Origin of the sequence: Novosphingobium sp., from assembly GCF_019748365.1 — a bacterium.
Classification (GTDB): domain Bacteria; phylum Pseudomonadota; class Alphaproteobacteria; order Sphingomonadales; family Sphingomonadaceae; genus Novosphingobium.
The window spans coordinates 36,149-61,161 of the sequence record NZ_JAIEPN010000099.1 but is presented as its reverse complement, the minus strand read 5'-3'; the positions used below and the strand labels follow the sequence as shown (position 1 = coordinate 61,161).

The 25,013-nt window shown below is 66.6% G+C and carries 23 protein-coding genes; 12 read left to right on the top strand and 11 right to left on the bottom strand.

All coding sequences use genetic code 11. The features are described 5' to 3' along the window. The 3 genes from K5Q19_RS12625 to K5Q19_RS12615 all read right to left on the bottom strand — a co-directional run. The coding region (locus tag K5Q19_RS12625) for a glutamate synthase central domain-containing protein (RefSeq protein ID WP_292945673.1) at positions 1-2,273 on the bottom strand (2,273 nt) is incomplete at its 3' end. Positions 2,274-2,507: 234 nt separating this feature from the next. Continuing rightward, positions 2,508-3,908 carry a hypothetical protein gene (locus K5Q19_RS12620; RefSeq protein WP_292945671.1) on the bottom strand — a complete coding sequence of 467 codons (1,401 nt, stop codon included), beginning with the start codon at positions 3,906-3,908 and terminating at the stop codon, positions 2,508-2,510. Positions 3,909-3,961: 53 nt separating this feature from the next. After that, a complete protein-coding gene (locus K5Q19_RS12615; RefSeq protein WP_292945669.1) occupies positions 3,962-5,206 on the bottom strand; it encodes a TIGR04063 family PEP-CTERM/XrtA system glycosyltransferase in 1,245 nt (414 codons plus the stop codon). Between the two features lie 109 nt (positions 5,207-5,315). Between K5Q19_RS12615 and K5Q19_RS12610 the strand changes: the two genes are divergently transcribed. The 4 genes from K5Q19_RS12610 to K5Q19_RS12595 all read left to right on the top strand — a co-directional run bounded on the left by K5Q19_RS12610 (position 5,316) and on the right by K5Q19_RS12595 (position 8,534). Then, the gene (locus tag K5Q19_RS12610) at positions 5,316-5,495 is read left to right on the top strand and encodes a hypothetical protein (RefSeq protein WP_292945666.1); all 180 of its coding nucleotides are present in this window, start codon (positions 5,316-5,318) and stop codon (positions 5,493-5,495) included. Next, entirely contained in the window at positions 5,488-6,894 is a 1,407-nt protein-coding gene (locus tag K5Q19_RS12605) for a putative O-glycosylation ligase, exosortase A system-associated (RefSeq protein WP_292945663.1), read from the top strand. The genes K5Q19_RS12610 and K5Q19_RS12605 overlap by 8 nt, the downstream gene beginning before the upstream one ends. After that, a complete protein-coding gene (locus K5Q19_RS12600; protein WP_292945660.1) occupies positions 6,891-7,988 on the top strand; it encodes an acyltransferase in 1,098 nt (365 codons plus the stop codon). The genes K5Q19_RS12605 and K5Q19_RS12600 overlap by 4 nt, the downstream gene beginning before the upstream one ends. A 96-nt stretch (positions 7,989-8,084) precedes the next feature. Beyond that, positions 8,085-8,534 carry a MaoC family dehydratase gene (locus K5Q19_RS12595; protein ID WP_292945690.1) on the top strand — a complete coding sequence of 150 codons (450 nt, stop codon included), beginning with the start codon at positions 8,085-8,087 and terminating at the stop codon, positions 8,532-8,534. Here the strand turns inward: K5Q19_RS12595 and K5Q19_RS12590 are convergent. Both K5Q19_RS12590 and phaZ read right to left on the bottom strand, forming a co-directional pair. Beyond that, entirely contained in the window at positions 8,515-9,471 is a 957-nt protein-coding gene (locus K5Q19_RS12590; protein WP_292945658.1) for a glycosyltransferase family A protein, read from the bottom strand. The two genes, K5Q19_RS12595 and K5Q19_RS12590, sit on opposite strands and share 20 nt — an antisense overlap. A gap of 187 nt (positions 9,472-9,658) precedes the next feature. Beyond that, positions 9,659-10,906: a polyhydroxyalkanoate depolymerase gene (phaZ, locus tag K5Q19_RS12585; protein ID WP_292945687.1), complete on the bottom strand. Its 1,248-nt coding sequence runs from the start codon at positions 10,904-10,906 to the stop codon at positions 9,659-9,661. Between the two features lie 266 nt (positions 10,907-11,172). Here phaZ and K5Q19_RS12580 point away from each other — a divergent pair, with 266 nt between their 5' ends. The 3 genes from K5Q19_RS12580 (at position 11,173) to K5Q19_RS12570 (ending at position 16,123) form a co-directional block, all read left to right on the top strand. Beyond that, positions 11,173-12,900, top strand: a complete 1,728-nt coding sequence (locus K5Q19_RS12580) for an ABC transporter transmembrane domain-containing protein (protein WP_292945684.1) — start codon at positions 11,173-11,175, stop codon at positions 12,898-12,900. 101 nt (positions 12,901-13,001) lie between these two features. Then, complete coding sequence (locus K5Q19_RS12575; RefSeq protein ID WP_292945656.1) at positions 13,002-15,137, top strand: M13 family metallopeptidase; 2,136 nt, start codon at positions 13,002-13,004, stop codon at positions 15,135-15,137. A gap of 173 nt (positions 15,138-15,310) precedes the next feature. Next, a complete protein-coding gene (locus K5Q19_RS12570) occupies positions 15,311-16,123 on the top strand; it encodes an undecaprenyl-diphosphate phosphatase (RefSeq protein WP_292945653.1) in 813 nt (270 codons plus the stop codon). A gap of 47 nt (positions 16,124-16,170) precedes the next feature. Here K5Q19_RS12570 and K5Q19_RS12565 read toward each other — a convergent pair whose 3' ends face one another. Continuing rightward, positions 16,171-16,500, bottom strand: a complete 330-nt coding sequence (locus K5Q19_RS12565; RefSeq protein ID WP_292945650.1) for a hypothetical protein — start codon at positions 16,498-16,500, stop codon at positions 16,171-16,173. Between the two features lie 92 nt (positions 16,501-16,592). After that, positions 16,593-17,531 carry a phenylalanine 4-monooxygenase gene (gene phhA / locus K5Q19_RS12560; protein WP_292945647.1) on the bottom strand — a complete coding sequence of 313 codons (939 nt, stop codon included), beginning with the start codon at positions 17,529-17,531 and terminating at the stop codon, positions 16,593-16,595. A gap of 108 nt (positions 17,532-17,639) precedes the next feature. Here phhA and ppk2 point away from each other — a divergent pair, with 108 nt between their 5' ends. The 5 genes from ppk2 (at position 17,640) to ribA (ending at position 21,783) form a co-directional block, all read left to right on the top strand. Then, positions 17,640-18,437: a polyphosphate kinase 2 gene (gene ppk2 / locus K5Q19_RS12555; RefSeq protein ID WP_292945644.1), complete on the top strand. Its 798-nt coding sequence runs from the start codon at positions 17,640-17,642 to the stop codon at positions 18,435-18,437. Positions 18,438-18,537: 100 nt separating this feature from the next. Beyond that, positions 18,538-18,705: a 50S ribosomal protein L33 gene (rpmG, locus tag K5Q19_RS12550; RefSeq protein ID WP_054121888.1), complete on the top strand. Its 168-nt coding sequence runs from the start codon at positions 18,538-18,540 to the stop codon at positions 18,703-18,705. A gap of 75 nt (positions 18,706-18,780) precedes the next feature. After that, positions 18,781-19,452, top strand: coding sequence for an outer membrane lipoprotein carrier protein LolA (locus K5Q19_RS12545; protein ID WP_292945634.1), 672 nt, complete (start codon positions 18,781-18,783; stop codon positions 19,450-19,452). A 460-nt stretch (positions 19,453-19,912) separates the two neighbouring features. Further along, positions 19,913-20,716, top strand: a complete 804-nt coding sequence (locus tag K5Q19_RS12540; protein WP_292945632.1) for an exodeoxyribonuclease III — start codon at positions 19,913-19,915, stop codon at positions 20,714-20,716. Beyond that, positions 20,713-21,783, top strand: coding sequence for a GTP cyclohydrolase II (gene ribA, locus K5Q19_RS12535; protein ID WP_292945629.1), 1,071 nt, complete (start codon positions 20,713-20,715; stop codon positions 21,781-21,783). The genes K5Q19_RS12540 and ribA overlap by 4 nt, the downstream gene beginning before the upstream one ends. A gap of 35 nt (positions 21,784-21,818) precedes the next feature. Here the strand turns inward: ribA and K5Q19_RS12530 are convergent, their stop codons facing one another. From K5Q19_RS12530 to K5Q19_RS12515, 4 genes are all read right to left on the bottom strand, one after another. Then, the gene (locus K5Q19_RS12530; protein ID WP_292945682.1) at positions 21,819-22,283 is read right to left on the bottom strand and encodes a DUF2721 domain-containing protein; all 465 of its coding nucleotides are present in this window, start codon (positions 22,281-22,283) and stop codon (positions 21,819-21,821) included. Then, positions 22,273-23,076 (bottom strand): class I mannose-6-phosphate isomerase, encoded by an 804-nt coding sequence (locus tag K5Q19_RS12525; protein ID WP_292945626.1) that lies wholly within the window; start codon positions 23,074-23,076, stop codon positions 22,273-22,275. Before K5Q19_RS12525 ends, K5Q19_RS12530 begins: the two co-directional genes overlap by 11 nt. Further along, positions 23,073-24,113 (bottom strand): sugar phosphate nucleotidyltransferase, encoded by a 1,041-nt coding sequence (locus K5Q19_RS12520; RefSeq protein ID WP_292945623.1) that lies wholly within the window; start codon positions 24,111-24,113, stop codon positions 23,073-23,075. The genes K5Q19_RS12525 and K5Q19_RS12520 overlap by 4 nt, the downstream gene beginning before the upstream one ends. 97 nt (positions 24,114-24,210) lie before the next feature. Further along, the gene (locus tag K5Q19_RS12515) at positions 24,211-24,978 is read right to left on the bottom strand and encodes a TonB family protein (protein ID WP_292945620.1); all 768 of its coding nucleotides are present in this window, start codon (positions 24,976-24,978) and stop codon (positions 24,211-24,213) included. Between the last annotated feature and the right edge of the window lie 35 nt (positions 24,979-25,013).

Here is a 25,013-nt window from a genome sequence, read left to right as displayed (position 1 = left end):
ACCGCATCGAAGATCTGCGCGCCGCAATAGGACTGGTAGGTCGAGATGCCCATCTTGGACATGACCTTGAGCACACCCTTGCCGATGGCCTTGATGTAGTTCTTCTCGACCTCGTAGGCGGTGAGCGGCAGTTCGCGGGCGACGCGGATCGATTCCAGCGTCTCGAATGCAAGGTAGGGGTTGATCGCTTCGGCGCCATAGCCCGCTAGGACGCAGAAGTGGTGCACTTCGCGCGCTTCGCCGGTTTCCACGACAAGGCCGGTCTGCATGCGCAGGCCCTGGCGGACGAGGTGATGGTGGACGGCAGCGGTGGCGAGCAGCGCGGGCATCGCGATGCGGTCCGCATCCTGCGCGCGGTCTGACAGGATCAGGATGTTCTTGTCCGCCAGCACCGCTTCGGTCGCCGCCCAGCACATTTCCTTGATCGCCATCTCGAGGCCCGCGGCGCCCGTGCTGGCATCCCAGGTCGTGTCGATGGTTTCGGTGCGGAAAGCGCCGTCGAGCGCGGCTTCGACCGAGCGGATCTTCGCGATATCGGCGTTGGTGAGGATCGGCTGATCGACTTCGAGACGCTTGTGCGTGCCGGCATCGTGGCCGAGCAGGTTCGGGCGCGGGCCAATCATCGAGACGAGGCTCATGACCAGCTCTTCGCGGATCGGATCGATCGGCGGGTTCGTCACCTGCGCGAAGTTCTGCTTGAAGTAGTCGTAGAGCAGGCGCGAACGGTTCGAGAGGACCGCGATGGGGGTGTCGGTGCCCATCGAGCCGATCGGATCGTCGCCGGTGGTTGCCATCGGTTCGAGGAACTTGGCGATGTCTTCTTGGGTGTAGCCGAAGGCCTGCTGGCGATCGAGCAGCGACGAGGTCGGCGCAGGCAGCGCGGCTTCCTCGGGTTCGACGACGGCGAGTTCCTTGAGCTTGTACTGCGCGGCGGCGAGCCACTCCTCGTAGGGCTCCTCGCTGGCAAGCTGCGCCTTGATTTCCTCGTCCTCGATGATGCGGCCCTGTTCGAGGTCGATCAGCAGCATGCGGCCCGGCTGGAGGCGCCACTTGCGGACAATGTCTTCCTCGCGGAACGGCAGCACGCCGCTTTCCGACGCCATGCAGACGAGATCGTCACGCGTGATCGAGAAGCGCGCGGGGCGCAGGCCGTTGCGATCGAGCGTCGCGCCGATCTGGCGGCCGTCGGTGAAGGCGACGGCGGCGGGGCCGTCCCACGGCTCCATCAGCGCGGCGTGGTATTCATAGAAGGCGCGGCGCTTGGCATCCATCAGCGGATTGCCGGCCCAGGCTTCGGGGATCAGCATCATCACCGCGTGGGCGAGGCTGTAGCCACCCGCGAGCAGCAGCTCGAGCGCGTTGTCGAGGCTGGCGGTATCCGACTGGCCGTGCGGGATCAGCGGCCACATCTTGTCGAGATCGGGGCCGAGCAGCTCCGATTCCATGGTGCGGCGGCGCGCGTTCATCCAGTTGACGTTGCCGCGCACGGTGTTGATCTCGCCGTTGTGGGCGATGAACCGGTAGGGGTGCGCCAGCTTCCAGCTGGGGAAGGTGTTGGTCGAGAAGCGCTGGTGAACGAGGCCAAGCGCCGAAACGCAAAGCGGATCGCGCAGATCGTCGTAGAACGAGCCGACCTGATCGGCGAGCAGCAGGCCCTTGTAGACCACGGTGCGCGACGAGAAGCTCGGCATGTAGAGCTGCGTCACGCCGGGAAGCCCATGCTTTTCGGCCAAGGCGGCAAGCGGGTTCTGCGTCTGCTTGCGGATCGCCAGCAGCTTGCGCTCGAACGCGTCCTGATCGGGGCAGTTCTCGCCGCGGCGGATAATGCACTGGCGGATCACCGGCATCTGTTCGATGACGGTCTTGCCGAGGCCATCGAGCGTGGTCGGCACATCGCGCCAGCCGATGAGGTGCTGGCCTTCCTTGGCGATGAACTTCTCGAACACTTCGATCACGAAGTCGCGCGCAGGCTCATCCTGCGGCAGGAAGCACATGGCGACGGCATAGTCGCCGGGCGCCGGAAGGTCCTTGCCCTCGGCTTCGGCCCAGCGGCGCAGCAGCGCATCGGGAATCTGGATCAGAATGCCTGCGCCGTCGCCCAGCAGCGGATCGGCACCGACCGCGCCGCGATGATCGAGATTGCGCAGGATCTCAAGCGCTTGATCGATGATTCCGTGGCTTTTGATGCCTTTGATATGCGCGACGAAGCCGACGCCGCAGGCGTCATGTTCGTTGCGCGGATCGTAAAGGCCCTGAACCTGCGGAAAACCCATCACTGCTATAGCCCTGCACTCGGTCAAAAGACGTCGGTTGAAACGCCCAGCGCGAATCACGCTGTCCGTAAGGACAACGAAAGTTGCGCGGAATCCCCCCATGACTGCAGGAATGTTATTTTGCAACCGCGCTGCGCGAATTGCCCGAAGGGTCCGCCGACGATGCGGGCGGAAATACGGATGCATGGCAGGGCCCGGTTCGCACCGGGCACCGCAATCAGCCTTTCCGTAGCGTCAACCGCGCGCGGTCATTCGCTTCAACGTAGCCAGAGCCGAGCGCAGGGCCTCGTCGGACTCGGGCAAGGATGCCGTCGCGGGGTTCATCTGCATGAGGGTCGGCGCGGCAGGCTCGACAGGCCGGAGCGGCACGATGGCGTCGACCGCAGAGCTGACCGGCGCGGGACGCGTGAACGGCCGCGGTGCCTCGACAGGTTCATGCACGCTTTCGCTCTGATCCCCGGCCGCAAGCGCGCCAAGGCGGCGCAGGAGGGCCTCACGCGCCGAACCGGCATCAGGCACATCAGGCACCGGCGCGGCATCGGTCGAGACGCTGGCGATGTGCGGACGCGAGAAGGGACCGGGCATCGAGTCCCCGGCTGGTGCCGGTTCATCGACAGCTGGCGCCGGGGCGTTGCAAGCCGAAGCGGCAGTGGGCTCGGCAGCGTCGTCAGCCTTGATCACCGCCTCGTTGGCCGCCTTCTGCGCCGCGATGGCAAGGGCGAGGCGTTCGATCAGCTGGACAAGGCCAAGGCTTTCGAGCGGTGCGCCGGCAACGGGCGACCATGTGCCGTCCGAAACATCGGGCAGCGTGGCGGCAAAACCGGCAGGGAGCTGCGGGGTCGCGGCAATGAGCGCGGGCGCGGCGGGGATCACCGGTGCTTCAGGGGCAGGGGCAGGTGCAGGTTCAGCAGCAGGCGTCGGCTCGGCAAAGGGTGCGGGCTGAACGATCGGATCGACGAGATCGAGCGCAGAGAGATCGAGCGGGCGCACCGCCGTAGTGCCGCCGGGGAAGAACTCGGGAATCCACGGCTCTGCCTCGGCCACCGGTTCGCTCGCCGGAAGGCTGCGCTTGCGGCGCAGCAGCGGATCGGCCGGTTCAGGCTCGGCGGTTTCTTCAGCAATCGGACCTGCCAAGGCTTCGGTCAGCACCAGCGGACGCCGCGGCGGCGCATCGGGATGGGCGTCGCGGGCGCGGACCTTGTAGACGTCGTCCGCTTCGCCTTGCGCCACCGGGGCGACAGCTTCGACGGTGCGGGCTTCGTCGGGCACGGCGGGACGCAGGCGGAGTGCCACGGCAAGGCCAAGCACGGCACCGAACATGGCGAGCGCGAAGGCGACCAGCAGATGCGCGGTGAAGCCGAGCGGCGGCGCGGCGGCGGGGACGAGGGCGGGCAGCCCGGTCTTGAGCACGACCGCTCCCAGCATGCTGCCGGGAATGGCGAGACTGCCAAGCCCGAAGAGCGCCGCAAACCACAGGGCAGCAAAGGCCGGGAACAGGCGATGAGCGGTAACCGGCGTGCTGGCGCGCCGGCGGGCGCGAGTGCGGCGGGCGGTGCTGGGCGCTTCCTCCGCAGCTTGGGAATCGGGCTTCACCCAGTTCGTCGTGGCCTGAACTTTCTGGCGAAAGGTACTCATGGCGCGTGTCAGACCCCGGTATAGAGAGGACCCCCGGAAAACCGCGCTGCGGATCAGGCCGCAGCGCCGGGGAGAGCTTGCTTTCGGGTTAACAGGGTTTGGTAAACGGAATCATAACGGGCCGCGTTGACAGACCAGTCATGCGCCCGTTCGACGAAAGCGCGCGCGACGGTGCGGCGGGCATCCCACATCGCGCGATCTCCGAGCAATCCGGCCATGGCGGCGGCAAGGCCCTCGGGATCATCGGGCGGGAACAAGGTGCCGGTCATCCCGTCCTCGATCAGTTCGCGGTGCCCGCCGACGGCGCTTGCGGCCACGAGCTTGCCTTGGGCCATCGCCTCCAGCGGCTTCAGCGGCGTGACAAGATCGGTGAGTCGCATCGCCTTGCGCGGATAGCAGACGACATCGACGAGCGCGTAGTAGCGGTCGACCTCGTGGTGCGGGACGCGGCCGATGAAGTGGATCGCCTGCGCGGCGGGGGACGCGGCGGCCTGCGCGCGCAAGGCCGCCTCGGCCGGGCCGCCGCCGACGAGCAGGAGGCGGGCATCCGGCACGCGCGCGAGGATCATCGGCATCGCGGCGATCAGATCGTCGAGGCCCTCGTAAGGGTAGAAGCTGCCGAGGAAACCGATCACCGGCCCCTCTCCCAGCCCGAGGCTGCGGGCAAAGGCGGCGTCGCGCTCCAGCGGCTGGCCGAACAGCGCGAGGTCCACGCCATTGGGCATGATCGTGATCTTCGCAGCCGGAACGCCGCGCGACACCAGATCGCTGCGCAGCCCTTCGCAGATCGTGACGACCGCGTCCGCGCCGCGCACCACCCGGTCTTCGAGCGCGCGGGTCAGGCGGTAGCGCAGCGAGCCTTCGCTGCCGGTGCCGTTGCCGACCGCGGCGTCTTCCCAGAAGGCGCGGATCTCGTAGACGACCGGAAGGCCGAGCCGGCGGCCGGCACGCACGGCAGCGAGCCCGCCGAGCGCAGGCGAGTGGGCATGCAGGATATCGGGCCGCCATTCGCGCGCGACGGCTTCGATCCGCCGGGCGAGCGCGCCGATCTCCTGCCATTCGCTGAGGCCCGGAAGACGGGAATACGGGCCGGATGGCGTGCCGGGGGTGCGATAGAACCGCAGCGCGTCGTACACCTCGGGCTCCTCCCCCGTGGGCGCAGCGGTGTGGCGCTGGCCGGTGAGGGCGCGCACCTCGTGCCCCAGCCCTTCCTGCGCCTTCAGGATCGCGCGGGTGCGGAAGGTGTAGCCGCTCTGCAGCGGCAGTGAGTGATCGAGAATATGGAGGACCCGGCTCATGCCGATCGCCATGCCACGGCAGGACTTAACGCCGCGTCAACCGAGTTTGCCTAAACAGCAGGGCAAGTCGGTTCGATCAGGGGCCGCAATCCGAGTCTGGCATGCCCGCATGATCGATATCTTCACCGTGGTGCTGCCGCATGTGCTGATGGCGATTGCCATCTGGCGCCTGCTGCACCGCGACGATCTCGATCACGATCAGGGCTACGTGAAGCCCGGCTTCCGGGACAGCGCACCGCGGGGCAAGCCCGCAGCGCCGCCGCGCGGCGAGGGTACGCCCGGTGCTTAACCTCTTCCTCACCGCCTTCGTGACGGCCTTCTTCGCCGCCGGCGTCCGGCGGCCGTTCCTGTTCGTGCTTGCCTATGCCTATATCGACATCCTCGCGCCGCAGAAGGTGAGCTGGGGCTTCCTGCAATCGATCCCGATCAGCCTCATCGCCTTCATCGGCGCGGTGACAGCCTGGGCCGTGGCGGACGACAAGACCGGCATGCGCTTTTCCCCGCGCCAGTTCCTGCTCCTGCTGCTGCTGATCTATTGCGGCCTCACCACCCGCAGCGCCGATTTCCCCGAAGAAGCGCTCGATAAGTGGAGCTGGGTGTGGAAGGCGCTGGTCTTTGCGCTGTTCCTGCCGCTGACCGTGCGCACGCGGCTGCGGATCGAGGCGCTGGCGCTGACCATGGTGCTGTCGCTCGCCTGCATCGTGATCGGCGGCGGGATCAAGACGATCGCCTCGGGCGGCGGCGGCTATGGCACGCTGCGCCTGCTGGTGAACGACAACACCGGCATCTACGAGGGCAGCACGCTGTCGATGGTGGCGGTGGCGACGATCCCGCTGATCGTGTGGCTGGCGCGGTTTGGCACGATCTTCCCGCCGGGCAAGCTTGTCACGCTGTTCGCGCTCGCGCTCGGCTTTGCCTGCTGCCTGATCCCGATTGGCACGCAGACACGCACCGGGCTGATCTGTCTCGTCATCCTGATCGGGCTCTCGCTGCGAACGGTGAAGCGCCCGCTGCTCTATATCGGGGTCATTGCCGGGCTCGGCAGCGCGGCCGTGCCGTTCCTGCCCCAGAGCTATCTCGACCGGATGAACACGATCGAGAACCACAAGTCCGACCAGTCCGCATCGACGCGCATGGCAGTTTGGATGTGGACGATCGACTTTGCCAAGACCCACCCCTTTGGCGGCGGCTTCGATGCCTTCCGCCAGAACCGGGTCAGCTATGACACGATCAAGGCCGAGAAGGCGGGCGACAACAACACCGCGATCGAGACCGAGCGGATCGAGGAAAAGGCGCGCGCCTATCATTCGGGCTATTTCGAGATGCTGGGCGAACAGGGCTATCCCGGCCTTGCCATGTGGCTGCTGCTGCATGTCTCGGGCCTGTTGCAGCTTGAACTGATCCAGCGGCGGCTGCGGCGCAGGACCGATGTGATCGACCGCTCGGATCGCTCGCTGGCGCTGGCGCTGCAATCGGGCCACTGCGTCTACATGTTCGGCGCGCTGTTCGTCGGGATCGCGTTCCAGCCGTTCATCTTCATGCTGATCGGACTCCAGATCGCGCTCGCGATGCAGGTGTCGCGCCGCCTCGCCCCGCCCTCGCAGTGGCATCAGCGCAAGAAGCCGGTGGCGGCGGACAGCATCGGGCCCGAGAGCCCAAGGCCCCTGCCAGGGAGCTTTGCGCGATGACGGCGCAGCAGCCGCTGCGGCTCGAAGCGCTGACCGGCCTGCGCGGGCTCGCGGCGTGGCTGGTCGTGTTCTACCACATCCGCCTCTCGCTCACCGCGCTGCTGCCCGCCCCGGTGATCGCCATGCTCGCCAAGGGGTATCTCGCGGTCGACCTGTTCTTCATGCTGTCGGGCTTCGTGCTCTGGCTGACCTACGGGGCGCGGCTCGCCCGGTTCGAGCCGGCGGACATCGGCGCCTTCTGGTGGCGCCGCATCGCGCGGATCTGGCCGCTGCATGCGGTGGTGCTTTCCGGTTTCGTCCTGCTGGCCGTGCTGCTTGCGATCACCGGCCGCGATTCTGCGGGCTATCCCCTTGCCGAACTGCCGCTCCATGTGGTGCTGATCCAGAACTGGGGCTTCACCGGCGCGCTGGCGTGGAACCATCCGGCGTGGTCGATCAGCACGGAAATGGCCGCCTATCTGCTGTTTCCGCTGCTCGCCGTGCTGGGCCGCCGCGCATGGGGGCCGGCTGCGCTGGCGATCGGGCTCGGCCTGCTGCTGGCGGGGCTCTTCGCGCTGTTTGCCGCGCTGGGCCATGCCAGCCTTGGCGATGCGATCACCACGCTCGGCCTCCCGCGCTGCCTGATCGAGTTCACCGCCGGAACGCTCGCCGCGCGGCTCTGGCTGCACTGGCGCGCCTTGCCGTCAGCACGGCGGATCGGCCATCTCTGCGGCGCGGCGGCGGCGGCCACTTGCGGCGCCGGGCTGTGGTTCGCGCTGCCGGAAACGGCGTGGGTGCCGCTCGCGCTGCTGCTGCTCCTGCTGGCGATGGCGCTGGCGCAAGGGCGCATCGCGGCGTGGTTTGCCAGCGGGCCGGTCCACTGGCTCGGCGAGGTGAGCTATTCGACGTACTTGTGCCACTTCGGCCTGTTCATCGTATTCAAGCTGGCCCTTGTCGGCGCGGACCTGCAGCTTGGCCTGTGGAAGCTCGGCGTATTCATCGGCCTGCTCGTGGCCGTCTCGGGCCTCTCGCACGCGCTGATCGAACTCCCCGCCCAGCGCGCGCTCAACGCGCTGCAGCCGCGCCGGAAGACAAACGCCGCCTTGTCGCGCTGAACCGGCTCGCCGCAAGATACCGTTGAACGCTGCGCGACTTGCCGCCATGGAAAGGCGACAACAATTCTCGCAAGCGGAGACGATGCAATGAAGACGATGGCGCCGGGCGCAATCAAGGAGCTGGTCGGTGAGGTGGTGGGCACCTCGGCCTGGGTCGAAGTGACGCAGGAGCGGATCAACCAGTTCGCCGAGGCGACCGGGGACTTCCAGTTCATCCACATCGACGAGGAAAAGGCCAAGCTCACGCCATTCGGCGGGACGATCGCGCACGGTTTCCTCACGCTCTCGCTGATCCCGCTGCTGACGATGGAAAGCGATTGCCCGCGCCCCGAAGGCGTGAAGATGGGCGTCAACTACGGCGGCAACAAGACGCGCTTCCTTGCCCCCGTCCGTTCCGGCAAGCGCGTGCGCGGCGTGTTCAAGCTGCTCGAGCTGGACGAGAAGCGCCCCGGTCAGTGGCAGCAGACGATGGAAATCACGGTCGAGATCGAGGGCGAGCCGAAACCTGCCCTCATCTGCGAGTGGATCACCCAGTTCTTCGTGTAATCGCACGCACGAAATGCTGGGCGAGGTGGCGCAGGATCGCCTTGATCCTGCCCCTAGCCAGCCCCGGTGAGAGGATCAGCCCGCGCGCCAGCATGTCGAGCCGCGGATCGAGGCGGCTGGCGAGGCCATGTTCGACGAGCGCCCGCGCGCGCATGGCACGGCTCGGCACCATCGCGAGTTCGCGGCGCATGATCTGCGAACCCAGCCGGTGGATGCGCAGCGCGCGACGGTCCGTCAGGCTCGCCTCGTGGCGGCGGTAGAGATAGAGGTCTTCCTCGACCTTCACGAAGTAGAAGCGGCGCACGGCGCGCAGCCAGAAGTCGTAGTCCTCGATGCCGAACAGCGCCTCGTCATAGCCCGAGAGCGCCTTGGTGACTTCGGCGCGATAGAGGAAGGCAGCACCGATCCGGTTGCCGAGCAGGAGATCGGAAGCGGGCCCCATCTTCTGAAGGCCGGTCACCTCGCCCTGCGCGTCGATCACGCTGAAATCGGCATAGGCAATCGCCACGCCCGGATCGGCATCGAGCGCCGCCACCAGCCGTGCCAGCATGTGCGGGCGGGCGATGTTGTCGTCCGACGTCCAGGTGTGCAGCGCCCCGCGCGCGGCCGCAAAGCCGGTGTTGAGCGCGCCCGGCAAGCCCTTGTTGGGGCGATTGGTGATGATCCGGATGCGCCGGTCCGCCAGCGCGTGGCGCTGGAGGATCTGCGGCGTCTCGTCGGTCGAGCCATCATCAACGCAGATCAGTTCGAAATCGCGGAACGTCTGGCCGAGGATCGAGGCGATCGCGGCGTCGAGAAAGGCCGCACCGTTGTGGACCGGCAGCACCACGCTGACGCGGGGCGTGGAGGCCGCACCGTGCAGTTCGACATGGTCCTCGCTGCAGGCGCAGAAACCCGGCAGATCGTCGCTGCCGACGCTGTGAAGTAACATATCCATGGGGGCCATGTTGCCAGCCAAATGCAGCCTCCGGTTTGCCGAAGCGTTGCACAGTGTTTCAACAATGCGCGCAAGGCCCACGGCGCGGCATTTCTGGCGCCGGCGTGCCATTTCCGCACAGGACCGGGCGGCTTTCTTATCCGAAACCATCGTTTCCGCCCCGTCGCACAGCGGCGGGGCGGAATGATCAGGCCACCACGCTTAGCTTGCGTGCGGCGCTGTTGCTGCGAATCCAGCCTTCGACCACCGGCGCGATCGAGTTGCGCCAGCGCGAGCCGTTGAAGATGCCATAATGGCCGACTTCGGGCGCGAGGTGGTACTTCTTGAGCTTCTCCGGCAGGTTCGGCGTGACCTTGAGCGCCGCCTTGGTCTGGCCAATGCCGGAGATGTCGTCGCGCTCGCCCTCGATGCAAAGGATCGCGGTATCCTTGATCGCGCCGAGATCGACGAGGATGCCGCGGTGGACAAGCTCGCCCTTGGGCAGCAGGTGCTGCTGGAACACGACATCGACGGTCTGCAGGTAGAACTCGGCCGTCATGTCGCAGACGGCGCGGTATTCATCGTAGAACGTCTTGGTCGCATCCGCGCTTTCGCCGTCACCCTGCACGAGGTGCTTGAACAGGCCGTAGTGGGCGTTCATGTGGCTGCCGAGGTTCATCGACATGAAGCTCGCGAGCTGGACGAAGCCCGGATAAACCTGCCGCCCCGCACCCGGATAGTTGGCGGGCACGGTGGTGATCACGTTGTGCTTGAACCACACGAACGGCTTGGTGATCGCGTGGTCGTTGACTGCGGTCGGGCTTTCGCGCGTGTCGATCGGGCCGCCCATCATGGTGAGCGTGACCGGGCGGCACGGATGTTCGCGCACCGCCATCACGCCGGTCGCCGCCAGCGCGGGGACCGAAGGCTGGCAGACCGCCATCATGTGCGTGCCGGGGCCGATGTGCTCGAGGTAGCCGATCAGGTAGTCGATGTACTCATCGAGATCGAAGCGGCCCTCGGCCAGCGGCACATACTTCGCGTCCGCCCAGTCGGTGATGTAGACCACGCAGCGCTCCAGCATGCGCTCCACCGTGCCGCGCAGCAGCGTGGCATAGTGGCCGCTCATCGGCGCGACGATCAGGAGGCGCGGCGCATCGGCGGGCAGGCCCTCGTGCGTGAACTTGCGCAAGTTGCCGAAGGGCTGCTGGATCTCCACCGTCTCGTTCACGGCATGGGGATGGCCGTCGACGTTGATGATCTTGATCCCGAACGCCGGCTTGCCGCGCGGGGCAGCGGCGTGGGCGAACACCTCGAGCGCGGAGGCGAGCATCTGCGTCCCGCCGAAGGGCGCCCAGGGGTTGCGCGGATCGGTGAGCATATCGGCACCCATCGACGCCATCGCGCTGCCAGCGTTCAGCATCGAACGCTGAATCTCGTAAGCCTTGTAGAGCACTGCGAACACCTTTTGTTGTTGCGGAGCCGTAGACTGCTCCGATTGCGCCCAGTGTGCCGTGATTCTCGACTTGGTGCAACGCACCATTGCCCCAAGCAGGACAGGTTTGCCCCGCTGCCCCCTTCCAGCCCCTTGCCGCATGGGCTAGGGCGAACCCGATGGACGCCACACAAGAGAATGCCGGCCCGCACGTTGCGGCTGCCAAGGCCGCACCTGCCGAAACCGCTCCCGCCACCCGGCCCGCGCGCAGCCTCAGCCCGCTGCGCATGCTGCTGCGTCAGGGCATGTCGTATCCTGGCGAAGTGGCGATTGCGCTGACGGCGCTGCTGATCACGTCGGGCGCGACCATCGCGATTCCGGCCAGCTTCAGGTCGATCATCGACAAGGCCTTCGGCAAGGGCGCCAATGCCGAGACGATCAACAGCTCGTTCCGCTGGCTCCTTGTCGTGGTGTTGATCCTCGGCCTTGGCACCGCGGTGCGGTTCTACTTCGTATCGTGGCTGGGCGAGCGCGTGGTCGCCGACATCCGGCTCAAGGTACAGGGCAATCTCCTGCGCATGCCGCCCAGCTTCTTCGAGACGAACAGTCCGAAGGAAATCTCCTCGCGCATGACGTCCGACACCGCGATCATCGAGCAGGTGGTGGGCACAACCGTTTCGATCGCGCTGCGGAACTCGATCACGGCGCTGGGCGGGATCGCCTATCTTTTCACACTGGCCCCGGCGCTGACCGCCGGGCTGCTCGTAGGCATTCCGGTTGTCGTCGGCCCGATCGTGTTCTTCGGCTCGCGCCTGCGCAAGGCTTCGCGCTCCAGTCAGGACCGCGTGGCCGATATCGGCGTGCAGATCAGCGAAGTGCTGGGTGCGATGAAGGTCGTGCAGGCGTTCGGGCAGGAAAGCCGCGAGGCCGGGCGCTTCGGTGAGGCGGTGGAGCGCACCTTCGGTGCGGCCAAGCGGCGAATCATGATCCGCTCGATCATGACCGCGATCGTCATCGTGCTGGTGTTCGGCGGGATCGCGACGCTGATGTGGCAGGGCGCAACGGCGGTGGCCAACGGTTCGATCAGCGGCGGCACCATCGCCGCCTTCGTGCTCACGGGCGGGATCGTTGCGGGCGCAATAGGCGCCTTGACGGAGGTCTACGGCGATCTGCTGCGCGGTGCGGGCGCGGCTGGCCGGCTCAACGAACTGCTGCTCGAACAGCCCGAGATCACGGCCCCGGCACGGCCGCTGCATCTGCCGCAGCCGCCGCGCGGGCAGATCGCCTTCCAGAACGTCTCGTTCCGCTATCCCAGCCGCCCGGAAGTGGCCGCGCTCGAGGACTTCTCGCTCAGCGTGGAGCCGGGCGAGACCGTCGCCATCGTCGGCCCATCGGGTGCGGGCAAGTCCACGCTGTTCCTGCTCGCCGAGCGGTTCTACGATCCCCATGCCGGCATGGTGCGGATCGATGGCGTGCCGCTGCCGCAGGCAGACCCGGCCGAAGTGCGCGCGCGCATGGCGCTGGTGCCGCAGGAAGGCGTGCTGTTTGCCGCCTCCGCGCGCGACAACTTGCGCTATGGCAACTGGGGCGCGAGCGACGCGCAGATCTGGGAAGCGGCGGAAGCGGCCAATGCGGCCACGTTCCTCAAGGACTTGCCGCAGGGGCTCGACACCTTCCTCGGCGAGGACGGCGCGCGGCTTTCGGGCGGACAGCGCCAGCGTATCGCGATTGCCCGCGCGCTGCTGCGCGATGCGCCGATCCTGCTGCTCGATGAAGCGACCAGCGCGCTCGACGCCGAGAGCGAGCGGCTGGTGCAGGACGCGCTCGACCGGTTGATGAAGGCGCGCACCACGCTCGTGATCGCGCACCGCCTCGCCACCGTGCGCGCGGCGGACCGCATCGTGGTGATGGAGAAGGGCCGCATCGTCGAGCAGGGCACCCACGCCGCGCTTTCGGCGCAGGACGGGCTCTATGCCCGCCTCGCCCGGCTGCAGTTCGACAGCGCGGAGGTCTGACGGCCGACACATCAGCATTACCGGCGGGTGCTGGACAAGCGCCAAACCTTGGTTAGTGTCCCGTTACGGTACATTCGCAATCGATTGGACAATCCAGAGCCATGTTGAAGCCGATGAAGGGCGCGCTTTCCGCTGCCTCGCTTTTTGCGCTCACCATCCCCCTCGCTGCCCACGCCGAAACCGCCAAGGCCTCCGCCGAGATTGACGGGTATCGCATCCCGACTTTCGGGGGCTGGGGCGTCAATCCGGCCGACATCGATCCGGCGGTGAAACCAGGTGACGACTTCTTCGCCTATGTGAACGGCAAGTGGGACCGCAGCGAGACGATCCCGCCGCAGTACCCCTACAGCGGCGTGGCGCTGGCGCTGGTGCTGGGCGCCGAGCAGGCGGTGAAGCAGATTGTCGAGAACCTTGCCGCAACGCCGCAGGCACCGGGCAGCGACGGGCAGCGCATTGCTGACAGCTACCGCGCCTTCCTCGATCAGAATGCCATCAACGCCGCCGGGATGGCCCCGGCCCAGCCCTATATCGACCGGATCAAGGGGGTGAAGACGCGAGCCGAACTCGCGGCGCTGTTTGCCGCGCCGGGCTATCCTTCGCCGGTCGGTTTCTCCGTCCAGATCGACGCTGAGAAGCCGGGCGCCAATGCGGCCTACACCGATCTCGGCGGCCTCGGCCTGCCCGACCGCGACTATTACCTGGTCGACAACGAGCGCAACCGCGAGTTGCAGGGCAAGTACCGCGATCTGCTTGCCTTCATGCTGGGCAAGGCAGGCTATGCCGATCCGGCCGGCACGGCGGCCAAGGTCTATGACTTCGAGCGCAAGATCGCGGTGCTCGATTGGGACAAGGCGCTGCAGCGCAATCCGCTGCTGACGACCAACCGCGTTTCGCGCGCGGACCTCGTGGCGATGGGCGGCGCGTTTCCGGTGGCGACGCTGCTCGACGGTTCCGGGCTGGGCCAGGCGCAATCGCTGTTCGTGGGGGAGATCCCGCCGAGCGCGGACAAGGTTGCCAAACTGGGCCTTTCCAAGGACGACCTCGCCAAGCTGGGCGGCGGCGTCCCGGCGCTGATCAAGCTGCTGGGCGAGGAGGATATCGCGACCTTGCAGGCCTGGACCGCCGCGCACTTCCTGATGAACTACGCCTCGGTGCTGCCGAGCGACGTCGATGACGCGCGCTTCGCGTTCTATGGCAAGACGCTGCAGGGCCGCGAGCGCGACCGCCAGCGCTGGCAGCGCGCGCTTTCCAGCGTGCAGGGCCAGTTGGGCGAAGGCATCGGCAAGGCCTATGTCGAGCAGCACTTCCCGCCGTCGAGCAAGGCGGCAATGATCACGCTGGTGAGCAACCTGCGTGCCGCGCTGGCAGGGAAGCTCAAGACGCTGGCGTGGATGAGCCCGGCCACGCGCAAGGCCGCGCTCGCCAAGCTCGACGCCTTCACGGTGAAGATCGGCTATCCGGACAAGTTCAAGACCTACGACGGTATGACGATCAAGCCGGACCAGCCGCTGGCCAACGCGATCGAAGCGGCGCGCTGGCACTGGCAGGACGACCTGAGCGAGCTTCCCAAGCCAGTCGACAAAACCAAGTGGCTGATGACCCCGCAGACGGTGAATGCCTATTACCAGCCGACCGCGAACGAGATCGTGTTCCCGGCGGCATACCTCCAGCCGCCCTATTTCAACCCCAAGGCCGATGCGGCGGTAAACTATGGCGCGGTGGGCGCGACCATCGGCCATGAGATCGGCCACGGCTTCGACGACGAAGGCTCGCGCTATGACGGGACCGGCGCGCTCAAGGACTGGTGGACCAAGGCGGACCGCAAGACCTTCGATGCGCTCGGCGCCAAGCTGGCCGCGCAATACGACCAAGTCTGCCCCTATGACGGCGGCAAGACCTGCCACAACGGCAAGCTGACCCTGGGCGAGAACATCGGCGACCTTGCCGGGCTGTCGATGGCATATAGCGCATACAAGCTCTCGCTTGGCGGCAAGCCCGCACCGGTGCTTGATGGGCTGACCGGCGATCAGCGCTTCTTCCTGTCTTATGCCCAGGCCTGGCGGTGGAAACTGCGCGAGGCGTTTGCCAGGCAGCTGCTCAAGACCGATCCGCATTCGCTGGCCGAGGCGCGGGTCAATGCGGTCGTGCGCAATTTCGATCCCTGGTATGCGGCGTTCAAGGTCAAGCCGGGTGACAAGCTGTACCTTGCGCCGAAGGATCGCGTGCGGATCTGGTGAGGCGCTTTGAGGGCCCACCCCCGGCCCCTCCCGCAAGCGGGAGGGGAGCACGTAGCGCCTTCTTCTCCCCTCCCGCCTGCGGGAGGGGTCGGGGGTGGGTCTCCCGACATGACAAAAGTTTAAGCCACGCACGCGCTTGACAGAATGCTGCGCTGCGGCGAGGCCTGACGCCCATGGATACGACCATCACCGCCATTCTGCTCGGCATCGTCGAGGGGCTTACCGAGTTCATCCCGGTTTCCTCGACCGGGCACCTGATCCTCGCGTCGGAGCTGTTCGGCTATGATGCGAAGACCTGGGAAGTGTTCAACGTCGTTATCCAGCTGCCGGCGGTCATGGCGGTGGTGGTGCTCTACTGGCGCACATTCATGGACGTCGCGCTGGGCGCGCTGCGCGGATCGCGCGAATCGATCGCGTTCGTGCGCAACGTGCTGGCGGCGTTCATTCCGGCGGCGATCGTCGGCGTGCTGTTCAAATCGCGGATCGATCTGCTGCTGGAGAACCCGGTCGTCGTCTGTATCGCGCTGATCCTCGGCGGCTTTGCGATCATCGCGGTGGAGCTGCTGGTCTCGCACCAGACCTACCGGCCGGTGGGGCAGATGCCGCTCGCACAGGCGATCCGCATTGGCATGATGCAGTGCATCGCGGTGATCCCAGGCGTCTCGCGCTCGGGCGCGACGATCATGGGCGCGCTGGTGATGGGCGAGAACCGCAAGACCGCGGCGGAGTTCAGCTTCTTCCTCGCCGTCCCGACGATGCTGGGCGCGACGGTGAAGCAGCTGTGGGACCACCGCGACGAGCTGGCCGCAGGCGCAGGCCCTGTCGGCCTGAAGGAAATCGCGATCGGCTCGGTCGTCTCGTTCGTCGTCTCGCTGGTCGTGATCAAGTTTTTCATCGGCTATGTCAGCCGACGCGGCTTCACACCGTTTGCCGTGTACCGCATTGTGCTGGGCGCAGCGGGGCTGGCGTGGTTGCTGTGGGTGTGAGTTTTCGGGCGTAGTGTCACAAGCGTGGACTGCCCGAATTTTGGTGGTTAGCTGCCGTTCCCGTAGAACGCATCCCATGCCGCCGCTTCGAGGCGGCCATCCCCATTCGCAATAATCTCGCCGCCCTCACCACTGAGCACGAATGACTGTTGACGTCCCCCCAAAAATGCAGAGCCATCCAGTGCCAGCAGCAAGGTGTAAAGGGAGTCCGTAACAGCCGCTTCGATCGCGGCAAGCGCCTCGATTCTTTGATTAGATGTTAGGTTGGCGGCAATGAGGTGGGTGGCAACGGCCGATCCTGCTGCCGGATCAGTGAACGTCGAAAGCAGCACGTCACGCTCCTCCCGCACAGCCAAGGCAAACTCTTTCGATCCCACGGTAACCTGCTCCTTTGAAGGTCACCTTTAGCGAGCGAGGTAGCGTCAGCCAATGTCCGCAACTGGGCGAAAGCCGACCCGCACCGTGAGTTCTAAACTGGCAAAGCCCCGCTCCCTCGCCCGCCGCGCAGGTGATACTCCAGCGTTCCCCGGTGCAGCACGTCATCGACATCGATCACCGCGCTGCCGGCATAGGTGAAACCGGCACCAAGCCCGCGATAGAGCCGGTCGAAATCGCGCTCCACGGTCTGGCGGTAGAGATCGGCAAAGCTTTCGATCACAAAGTAGCTGGGTTGCAGATCGTCGATGGCGTAGTCCGTGCGCATCACCCGGTCGACATGGAGCATGATCCGGTTGGGTGACTGTGCCTCGAGCGCAAACAGCACCTCGGTCGGGCCGGAGAGGATGCCCGCGCCATAGGCCCGGAGCCCCTCGGCCTCCCGGATTAGCCCGAACTCCACCGTGTACCAGTAAAGCGCGCCGAGCGCCTTCAGGCGGTTGTAGCGCATCGCCTTCCACCCGGCGCGGCCATATTCCTGCATGTAATCGGCGAAGACCGGATCAGTGAGCATCGGCACGTGGCCGAACACGTCGTGGAAGACGTCCGGCTCCTCGATATAGTCGAAGCGCTCACGCGGGCGGATGAAGTTTCCGGCGGGGAAGCGGCGGTTGGCGAGGTGCCAGAAGAACACGTGATCGGGAATCAGCATCGGCACCGGCACCACGCTCCAGCCGGTCAGCGCGCCAAGCTCTGCCGAAAGCCGCGCAAAATCGGGCACGCCGCCGCGCCCGAGGTCGAGCCGCTCCAGCCCCCTCATGAAGGCACTGGCAGCGCGGCCGGGCAGCACGTCCATCTGGCGGGCGAAGAGATCATCCCACACGCGGTGCTCATCGGCCGAGTAGTCGGTCTGGCGCGGTTCGAGCCAATCTTCGCCGACATGGGGAGGGCGCTGCAGCGGCGCGGTAAAGACGCCGCCAGGCAGTTCGGGGAGCCGCGTGAAATCGGCTGCGAGTTCGACAAGGTCCGACATGGTTTCAATTGCAACTTTTAGCAGGTCCGTTTGCCCCGCGCAATCCGCAGCGATTGCCAAAGCGGCGGGGGTGCGACAGTCTGCGTGACCCGTGCGAGAGGACATGCCGTGAGCAAGGACGACCCGAGGAACGAGCTCAGCCGCAAAGACTACGAGGAAGCGCTCGAGGCGATGCAGGGCAAGCTCACCGCGATGGCCGGCTGGGCGCGGCAATGCGGCGCGCGGATCCTCGTGATCCTCGAAGGGCGCGATACCGCCGGCAAGACCGGCGCGATCAATGCGATTGCGCAGAAGCTCAACCCCCGGCAGGTGCGTACCGTCGCCTTGTCGGCGCCCACGGAGCGCGAAAAGACGCAGTGGTATTTCCAGCGCTATGTCCCGCATCTGCCAGCTGGCGGCGAGATCGTGCTGTTCGACCGCAGTTGGTACAACCGGGCGGGCGTCGAGAAAGTCATGGGTTTTGCGAAGGACGCCGAGGTTGCGGCGTTTCTCGATGCGGCGCCCACGTTCGAGCGGATGCTGGTCGATGACGGGATGCTGTTGTTCAAATACTGGCTCACCTGCGATCAGGAGGAGCAGGAAAAGCGCCTGGCCGAGCGGCACGACGATCCCGCGAAGCGCTGGAAGATCTCGCCCATCGACGTTGCGGCGCGCGGCAAGTACCGGGCCTATACCGAAGCGCGCGAGGCCATGCTGAAGGCAACCCACACGAAGCACGCGCCGTGGACCGTCGTCGATTTCAACGACCAGCGCCGGGGGCGGCTGACGCTGGTGCGCGATCTGCTGGGCCGGCTGCCGGTGGAGCCGGTGGAGGAGACGGTTCCGGCGCTGCCGCCGTTGGCCGAGCCGCCGGCAAAAGAGCACTTCGGGGTGATCAAACCGCTGCCCGGCTATCCCGAGGCTTGACTTTTGCGCGATTCGCTCACAACGACCGGCGCCTGTCTGGCGGCGTGGCAACGCGCCGCCCTATCTGTTTTACGCGCGCAAGAAATTTCAGGATAAAGCCATGGCCAAGCCCACTACCGTCAAGATCCGCCTGGTCTCGACCGCCGACACCGGCTTCTTCTATGTGACGAAGAAGAACCCGCGCAACACCACCGAGAAGATGGTGTTCCGCAAGTATGATCCGGTGGCTCGCAAGCATGTCGAGTTCAAGGAAGCCAAGATCAAGTAAGCGGCTGCCCGCCCGGCGGCCGGACCGATTTGGGGTTCACGCCGGGTTCAATGCCTTCTCCGTATAGGCTAGGGGATGACCATGATCTTCTCCCTTGCCCGCCGGCCTTCCGCCACCCGTTCCTTTCTGGCCGCCACGCTTTGTGCGCTGGCGGTTCCCGTCGTTTGTGCCGCCGAGCCTCCGGCAGCGCCTGCGGCAGCGGTCAATCCGCAGATCGAGCAGGCGGTTGCCGCCCTGCGCGCGATCACCACGCTGCAGGCCGATTTCGTCCAGACCGACCGCAATGGCCAGCGCCTGACCGGCGTGCTTTCGATGCAGCGCCCCGGCAAGATCCGTTTCCAGTATCAGGCCGGCATTCCGCTGCTGATCGTCTCGGATGGCTCGGCGCTGACGCTGATCGACTATGAAGTGCGGCAGGTCCAGCGCTGGCCGATCCGCAACAGCCCGCTCGGCGCGCTGCTCGATCCCAACAAGGACGTGGCGCGCTTCGCCACGCTCAACCCAACCGGCCATTCCGAAGTGATCAGCCTCGACGTGCGCGATCCGCGCCACCCGGAATACGGCTCGATTACGATGATAATGCTGAAGAAGCCAGGCGCGCCCGGCGGCTGGGAACTCACCAGCTGGGTCGCGCTTGATTCGCAGAATCGGCGGACGACCGTCCGGCTTTCGAACCAGCGCTATGGCCTGGCGCTTCCGTCCAACACCTTCCGCTGGAGCGATCCGCGGTCCACTGGCCGCAAATAGTCCGCAGCTCATCGCGGCATCGCGCCGGGGCGTCACCATCCTGCGACAATTTGCGACCACTTTGGGTCTTCCCTGACAGCTACGTTCATCCGCCAGCAAGCGGCGGGGTCCTAGAAGGAAGGGGTCAAGACGGAACCGACCGGGTTCGCCCCCCCCTGTTACCCGGTCCCCATACTCCCCCGCCTTGACAGCGTGACGAACGCACAAGGAACCCTCGGACCACGCCCCCGGTCCGAGGGTTTTCTCGTTTGTGCCTCGTGGTTCCCCCATGGACGGCTGCGAACGGCCGCCTTCCGCGCTTCCGGTGCTCACGTACCGAAGTACGCTGCGCTCCGGGTCGCGGAAGTCAGCCATTCTCGCTCGTCCCTGAGGAAACCACGAGGCACAAACGCGGGGCATTGCAGCACTTGCTTACGCGCGCCGCTTGCCGCTCCGGCTTCGGGCCCGTAAAGCGCGGGGCATGGCTTCCCCCACGCTGACCGTCGCCACCTGGAACATCAATTCGGTGCGGCTGCGCATCGATCAGGTCGAACGCTTCCTTGCCGAGCAGGCGCCCGATGTGCTGTGCCTGCAGGAGATCAAGACCGCCGAGGCGCTCTTCCCGCACGAGGTGTTCGAGCGGCTGGGCTATACCCACCGCGCGGTGCACGGGCAGAAGGGCTACCACGGCGTCGCCACTGTCAGCCGGGTGCCGATCCGCGAGGTAAGCCGCCACGACTGGCAGGCCAACGGCGAGGCGCGGCATGTCGGCGTCGAAGTGCTGGGGCCGGGCGGCGGGCTGGTGCTCGAGAACGTCTATATCCCCGCGGGCGGCGACATTCCCGATCCCGAGGCCAATCCCAAGTTCGGCCAGAAGCTGGCGTTCCTCGAGCGGATGACGCGCTGGGCGGAAGGCCTCGAGCGCCCGACGCTGATCGTGGGCGACTTCAACATCGCCCCGCTGGACTGCGACGTCTACGATCACAAGGCGCTGCTCAAGGTGGTCAGCCACACGCCGCAGGAAGTGGCCGCACTGAGCGCGTTCGGCGATGCGCATGGCTGGGTGGACTTGGGGCGCAAGCACATCCCCGCGCCCGAGCGGAACTATTCCTGGTGGTCCTACCGCTCCTACTGGCGCGAGAAGGATCAGGGCCGCCGGCTCGACCATATGTGGGCCTCGCCCGAGCTCGCCGCGCAGTCGCTCTCGCACCGCTTCGTCGAGGAAACGCGGCGCTGGGATCAGCCTTCCGACCACGTCCCGCTGATCACGGAGTTCGCGCTTTGAGCGCAGGTGATCCGCGCAAGGTGGCGTTGGCGCTCGATGCGCTGCGCCATGGCTGGGCGATCCGGGTCGAGGCGGAAGATGGCGTGCTCGATCTGCTGCCGGCCGAGACCGCGTTCGTCCAGCCCGGGCTCTATGCCGCGCGGCTGCTGATCAGCCATGCGCGCGCGGCCACGCTGAAGCTTGCCAACCAGCGCGATGCCGCAGAACCGCACATGCCGGTGATGATCCATGGCGCGGAACCCTTCTCGCTCCATGCCGCGCGCAGCCTTGCCGATCCGGCGCTCGATCTGGCCGAACCGATGCGCGGCCCCTTCCGTGCCGATCCTTGCCCCGCGCAGTCCGCAGCGGTCACGGCCATGGAACTGGCGCGGCTGGCCGGGATCCTGCCGGCCTTCATGGTCGCGACAGGGGTAGACCCCGCCGCGCAAGTGACCCCCGCCGATCTTGCCGCGTTCAAGGATCCGATGGAGCTCACCATCCAGGCGCGCGCCCGCCTGCCGGTCGACGCTTGCGAGCACGCCGAGATCATCGCCTTCCGCGCGCGCGATGACCTGCGCGAACATGTTGCGCTGGTCATCGGCACACAGAGCGGCGACCACGTGCCGCTGGTGCGGCTCCACAGCGAATGCCTGACCGGCGACGTGCTCGGCAGCCTCAAATGCGATTGCGGCCCGCAGCTTGATGCGGCGCTGGCGCGCATGGCGGAGGAAGCGAATGCGGGCGGCTGGGGGCTGCTGCTATACCTCAGGCAGGAAGGGCGCGGCATCGGCCTCATAAACAAGCTGCGCGCCTATGAGCTGCAGGATCAGGGCTTCGACACGGTGGATGCCAACGAACGGCTGGGCCTGCCAAGCGAAGCGCGCGATTTTCCCGTCGCGGCGCGGATGCTCGATCTGCTCGGGGTGGGGGCCGTGCGCCTCCTCACCAACAATCCGGCCAAGGTGGCCGCGCTCGAAGCCGTAGGGGTAACGGTGAACGAGCGGGTGGCGCACCAGCTGCCCGCCAACCCGCACAATGCGCGCTATCTCGATACGAAACGCGACCGCACCGGGCATCTGCTGCGATAAATGGGGACAGTCCCCATTTTTCAAGTCCCTGTTTTTTAAAGGTCGCCGCGTTCCAGCTCGAGCAGTTCTGGCGGCAGGCGAAGCGCCCGCGCGGCAAGCCGGGTTTCGAGCAGGAGCAGAACCAGCGCCGCCATCAGCAGTGCAATCGCGGCGACGAAGGTCAGCGCCGTCACCACCCGCAGGTCCGTGTTGATGAGCTCGCTGAGAAACAGCGCGGCAACCGTGGTGCCGATGGCAAGCCCGCTGATGACAAGACACAGCAGCGCCCGGCCGATATGGGCAATGCGCTGGTCGATGATGCGCATCTCGACCACGACCCCATCGTGCTCGCTGCCCTGCGTGCCGGCATGCAATGTCTGCAGGTGGCGCGAACGATCGACCATGCGGCCGAGGCGTGTGGTCAGGATATTCATGATGTTGCCGATCGCCACGAGCACGAAGACCGGGGCCAGCGCGAGCTGGATGGTCTGCGCGAGCATGACCGGATGCTCAGGCAGCACGGACAAGGATGCTCTGGCTTTCGGGCGTGAACACGATGGCCGACGCTGACGGGGCGGACGCGCACTCGCCGGGGCGCAGCACGTCTCCTGCAAGTTCGACCTCACCGCGGCGCGGAACGACCAGCATGGGGCCATCATACTCGGCCAGCAGCGCGGCATCGGGCACGCCTTCGACGCGGTGCGCGGTGAAGTAGGGGCCGCGGGCAAGTTCGACCGTTCCGGTCGGCGCGAGATGGCGGTGCAGCGCCGCAGGATAGGGCTCGCCTTTGGCAACGGCCATGCCCTTGTCGAGGTGCAGCGGGCGCGGGCGGCCATAATCGTAGAGGCGGTAGGTGATGTCGGAGTTCTGCTGGATCTCGATCAGGCTGACCCCAGCACCGATGGCGTGGACGGTGCCGGCCGGAATGTAGAAGAAATCGCCTGCCTGCACCGGGTGCCAGACGAGCAGATCCTCGATGCTGCCATCAAGGGCGGCCGCCCGCATCGCCTCGGCGCCGAGCGGTTCCTCAAAGCCGATGCCGAGCGTGGCGCCCGGTTCGGCATCGATCACCAGCCAGCATTCCTCCTTGCCCGTATCGTATTCGCCCATGTCCCTGGCTTGCGCGTCGTCGGGGTGGACCTGGACCGAGAGCTTCTCGCTGGTGAAGATGTATTTGACGAGGAGCGAATAGACCTCCTCGACCGGTTCGAACCAGATTTCGCCGATGCGCTTGCCGTAGGGCGCCACGAAGGGCGCGGGCAGCTGATCGCGGCCCCAGGGCTTCTCCACAGTGCGAACAGCGAGCGCGCTCACTGGTTCACCGCGCCGGAAAGCTTGCCGACTTTCTGCGCGCCGTCGCGGGTGCAGACGAGGACGTTGCCCTTGTCGACCACCACGATCAGATCGCGCGCACCGATTACCGAAACGTGCGGACCGTCGCTATCGACCATGACATTGGCGCAATCGACAAGCTCGGCCTCACCGCGCACCGCGTTGCCGGCCTCGTCCTGATCAAGTGCATCGTGGAGCGCCTGCCAGTTGCCGATATCGGACCAGGCCATCGCGGCGGGCACCATCGCGGCGCGGGCGGTGTTTTCCATCACGGCATAGTCCACCGATTCGCCTTCGATCCGGGCAAAGGCGGCGGCATCGGGGTGGAAGCGGGTGCCATCCTCACGGCCCTGCGCCACCGACGCGCGGACGGCTTCGGCAAGGGCAGGCCGATGAGCGGCGAGTTCATCGAGGAAGGTCCCCGCACGGAAAGCGAAGATGCCGCCATTCCAAGCATAGCCGCCATCGGCCAGAAAGCCGATCGCGCGTTCAAGATCGGGCTTTTCGATGAACTGGGCGACGGCAAAGCCCGCCGAACCGGGAATGGCATCTCCGTGCTTCAGATAGCCGAAGCCGGTTTCGGGCGCGGTGGCGGCAATGCCGAACGAGACGAGCCAGCCCTCCCGCGCCAGCGCGGCGGCTTCGCGCGCAGCGGCCTGGAAGGAAGCGGGATCGCCGATATGGTGGTCGCTCGGGCAGACGAGCATGACGGCGTCCTCTGGCAGCCGCAGCGCGGCGAGCGCAATGGCGGCAGCGGTGTTCTTGCCCTCGGGCTCGACAATGACCGTGCTGCGGGCGGGATCAGGAAGCTGCGCCTCGACATGCCCGAGATGGGCGGCACCGGTGACAACGATCGGCGCGCCGAACCCGGCTTCGGCCGGGCAGCGCAGCACGGTTGCTTCAAACAGCGTCGAATCGCCCACGAGGGGAAGGAACGGCTTGGGCATGACCTTGCGCGAGCGCGGCCAGAGACGGGTGCCGCTGCCGCCGCACAGAACAACAGGAATGATTTGGTCCATGAGAGTCCTATCCAACCGCCCCGCTGTCCGGAGCGTGCGCGATGCACCTTCATTCGGTGCCATGTCAGCTACCTAGGTGCAAGTGACTGCTTGCGCGTTACAGTCCCGCAGGCGGTCTGGTTCCCGGCACGAAAAAGCTTTGTTGCCAACCATATTCCGATTCGACGGGGTTCCCGGCGCGGTCGGTCGCAGGGCGGAAGCGGAAGCGCTGGGTGGCAAGGCGGCAGGTGATGGCATCCGCTTCGGGATCGGGGCTGGGCTTGTGTACGCGGCAGGCGCGCACGCGGCCATCCGTGCCCACGGAGAGCACCACGATAACGCTTGAACCGAGCCGCAAGTTCCGGGTGCGCGCAGGATAGTCGCGCGTGGCGGTGATATCGCCGGCAATCTTGACCGCGCGGCTGGCGCCCGAACCGCCGCCATCGCCGCTGCCGCCGCTGCCCGTGCCCGACCCGACCGAGCCGCCGCCGGTGCCGGCACCGGCACCGCTCGCGCCCGATCTGGTCGCATCGCCGGTCGAGGTGGCAGGCGCGGCGGTCATGGCCTTGTTGGGGATTTTCGCCGGGGCAGCGACCACGGGTGCGGGCTTGGCGGCCTTGGCAGCGGCTCCCTCGGCTCCGGCAGGCTCGGGCGTGGGGGCAGGGCTTGCCGGGGGCGGCGGAGGCGGAGGCGGATCGAGCGGGATGGAATAGGCGGCAGTTGCCGCGTCCTGGATCGCCGTGATCGCGCTGCCCGCAAGGCCGCTGAAGATCGCGAAGCCAAGCACGACGTGGAGCAGCCCGACCGCCAGCAGGAGCCACACGCGCGTGCGGCGGCTGAGGCCGGGGCGATCGGCATAACGCGTGCGGGCGGGCACAGTGCTCACCCGGGCTTGTCTAGAGCATCCGGGCGGAAACCGGA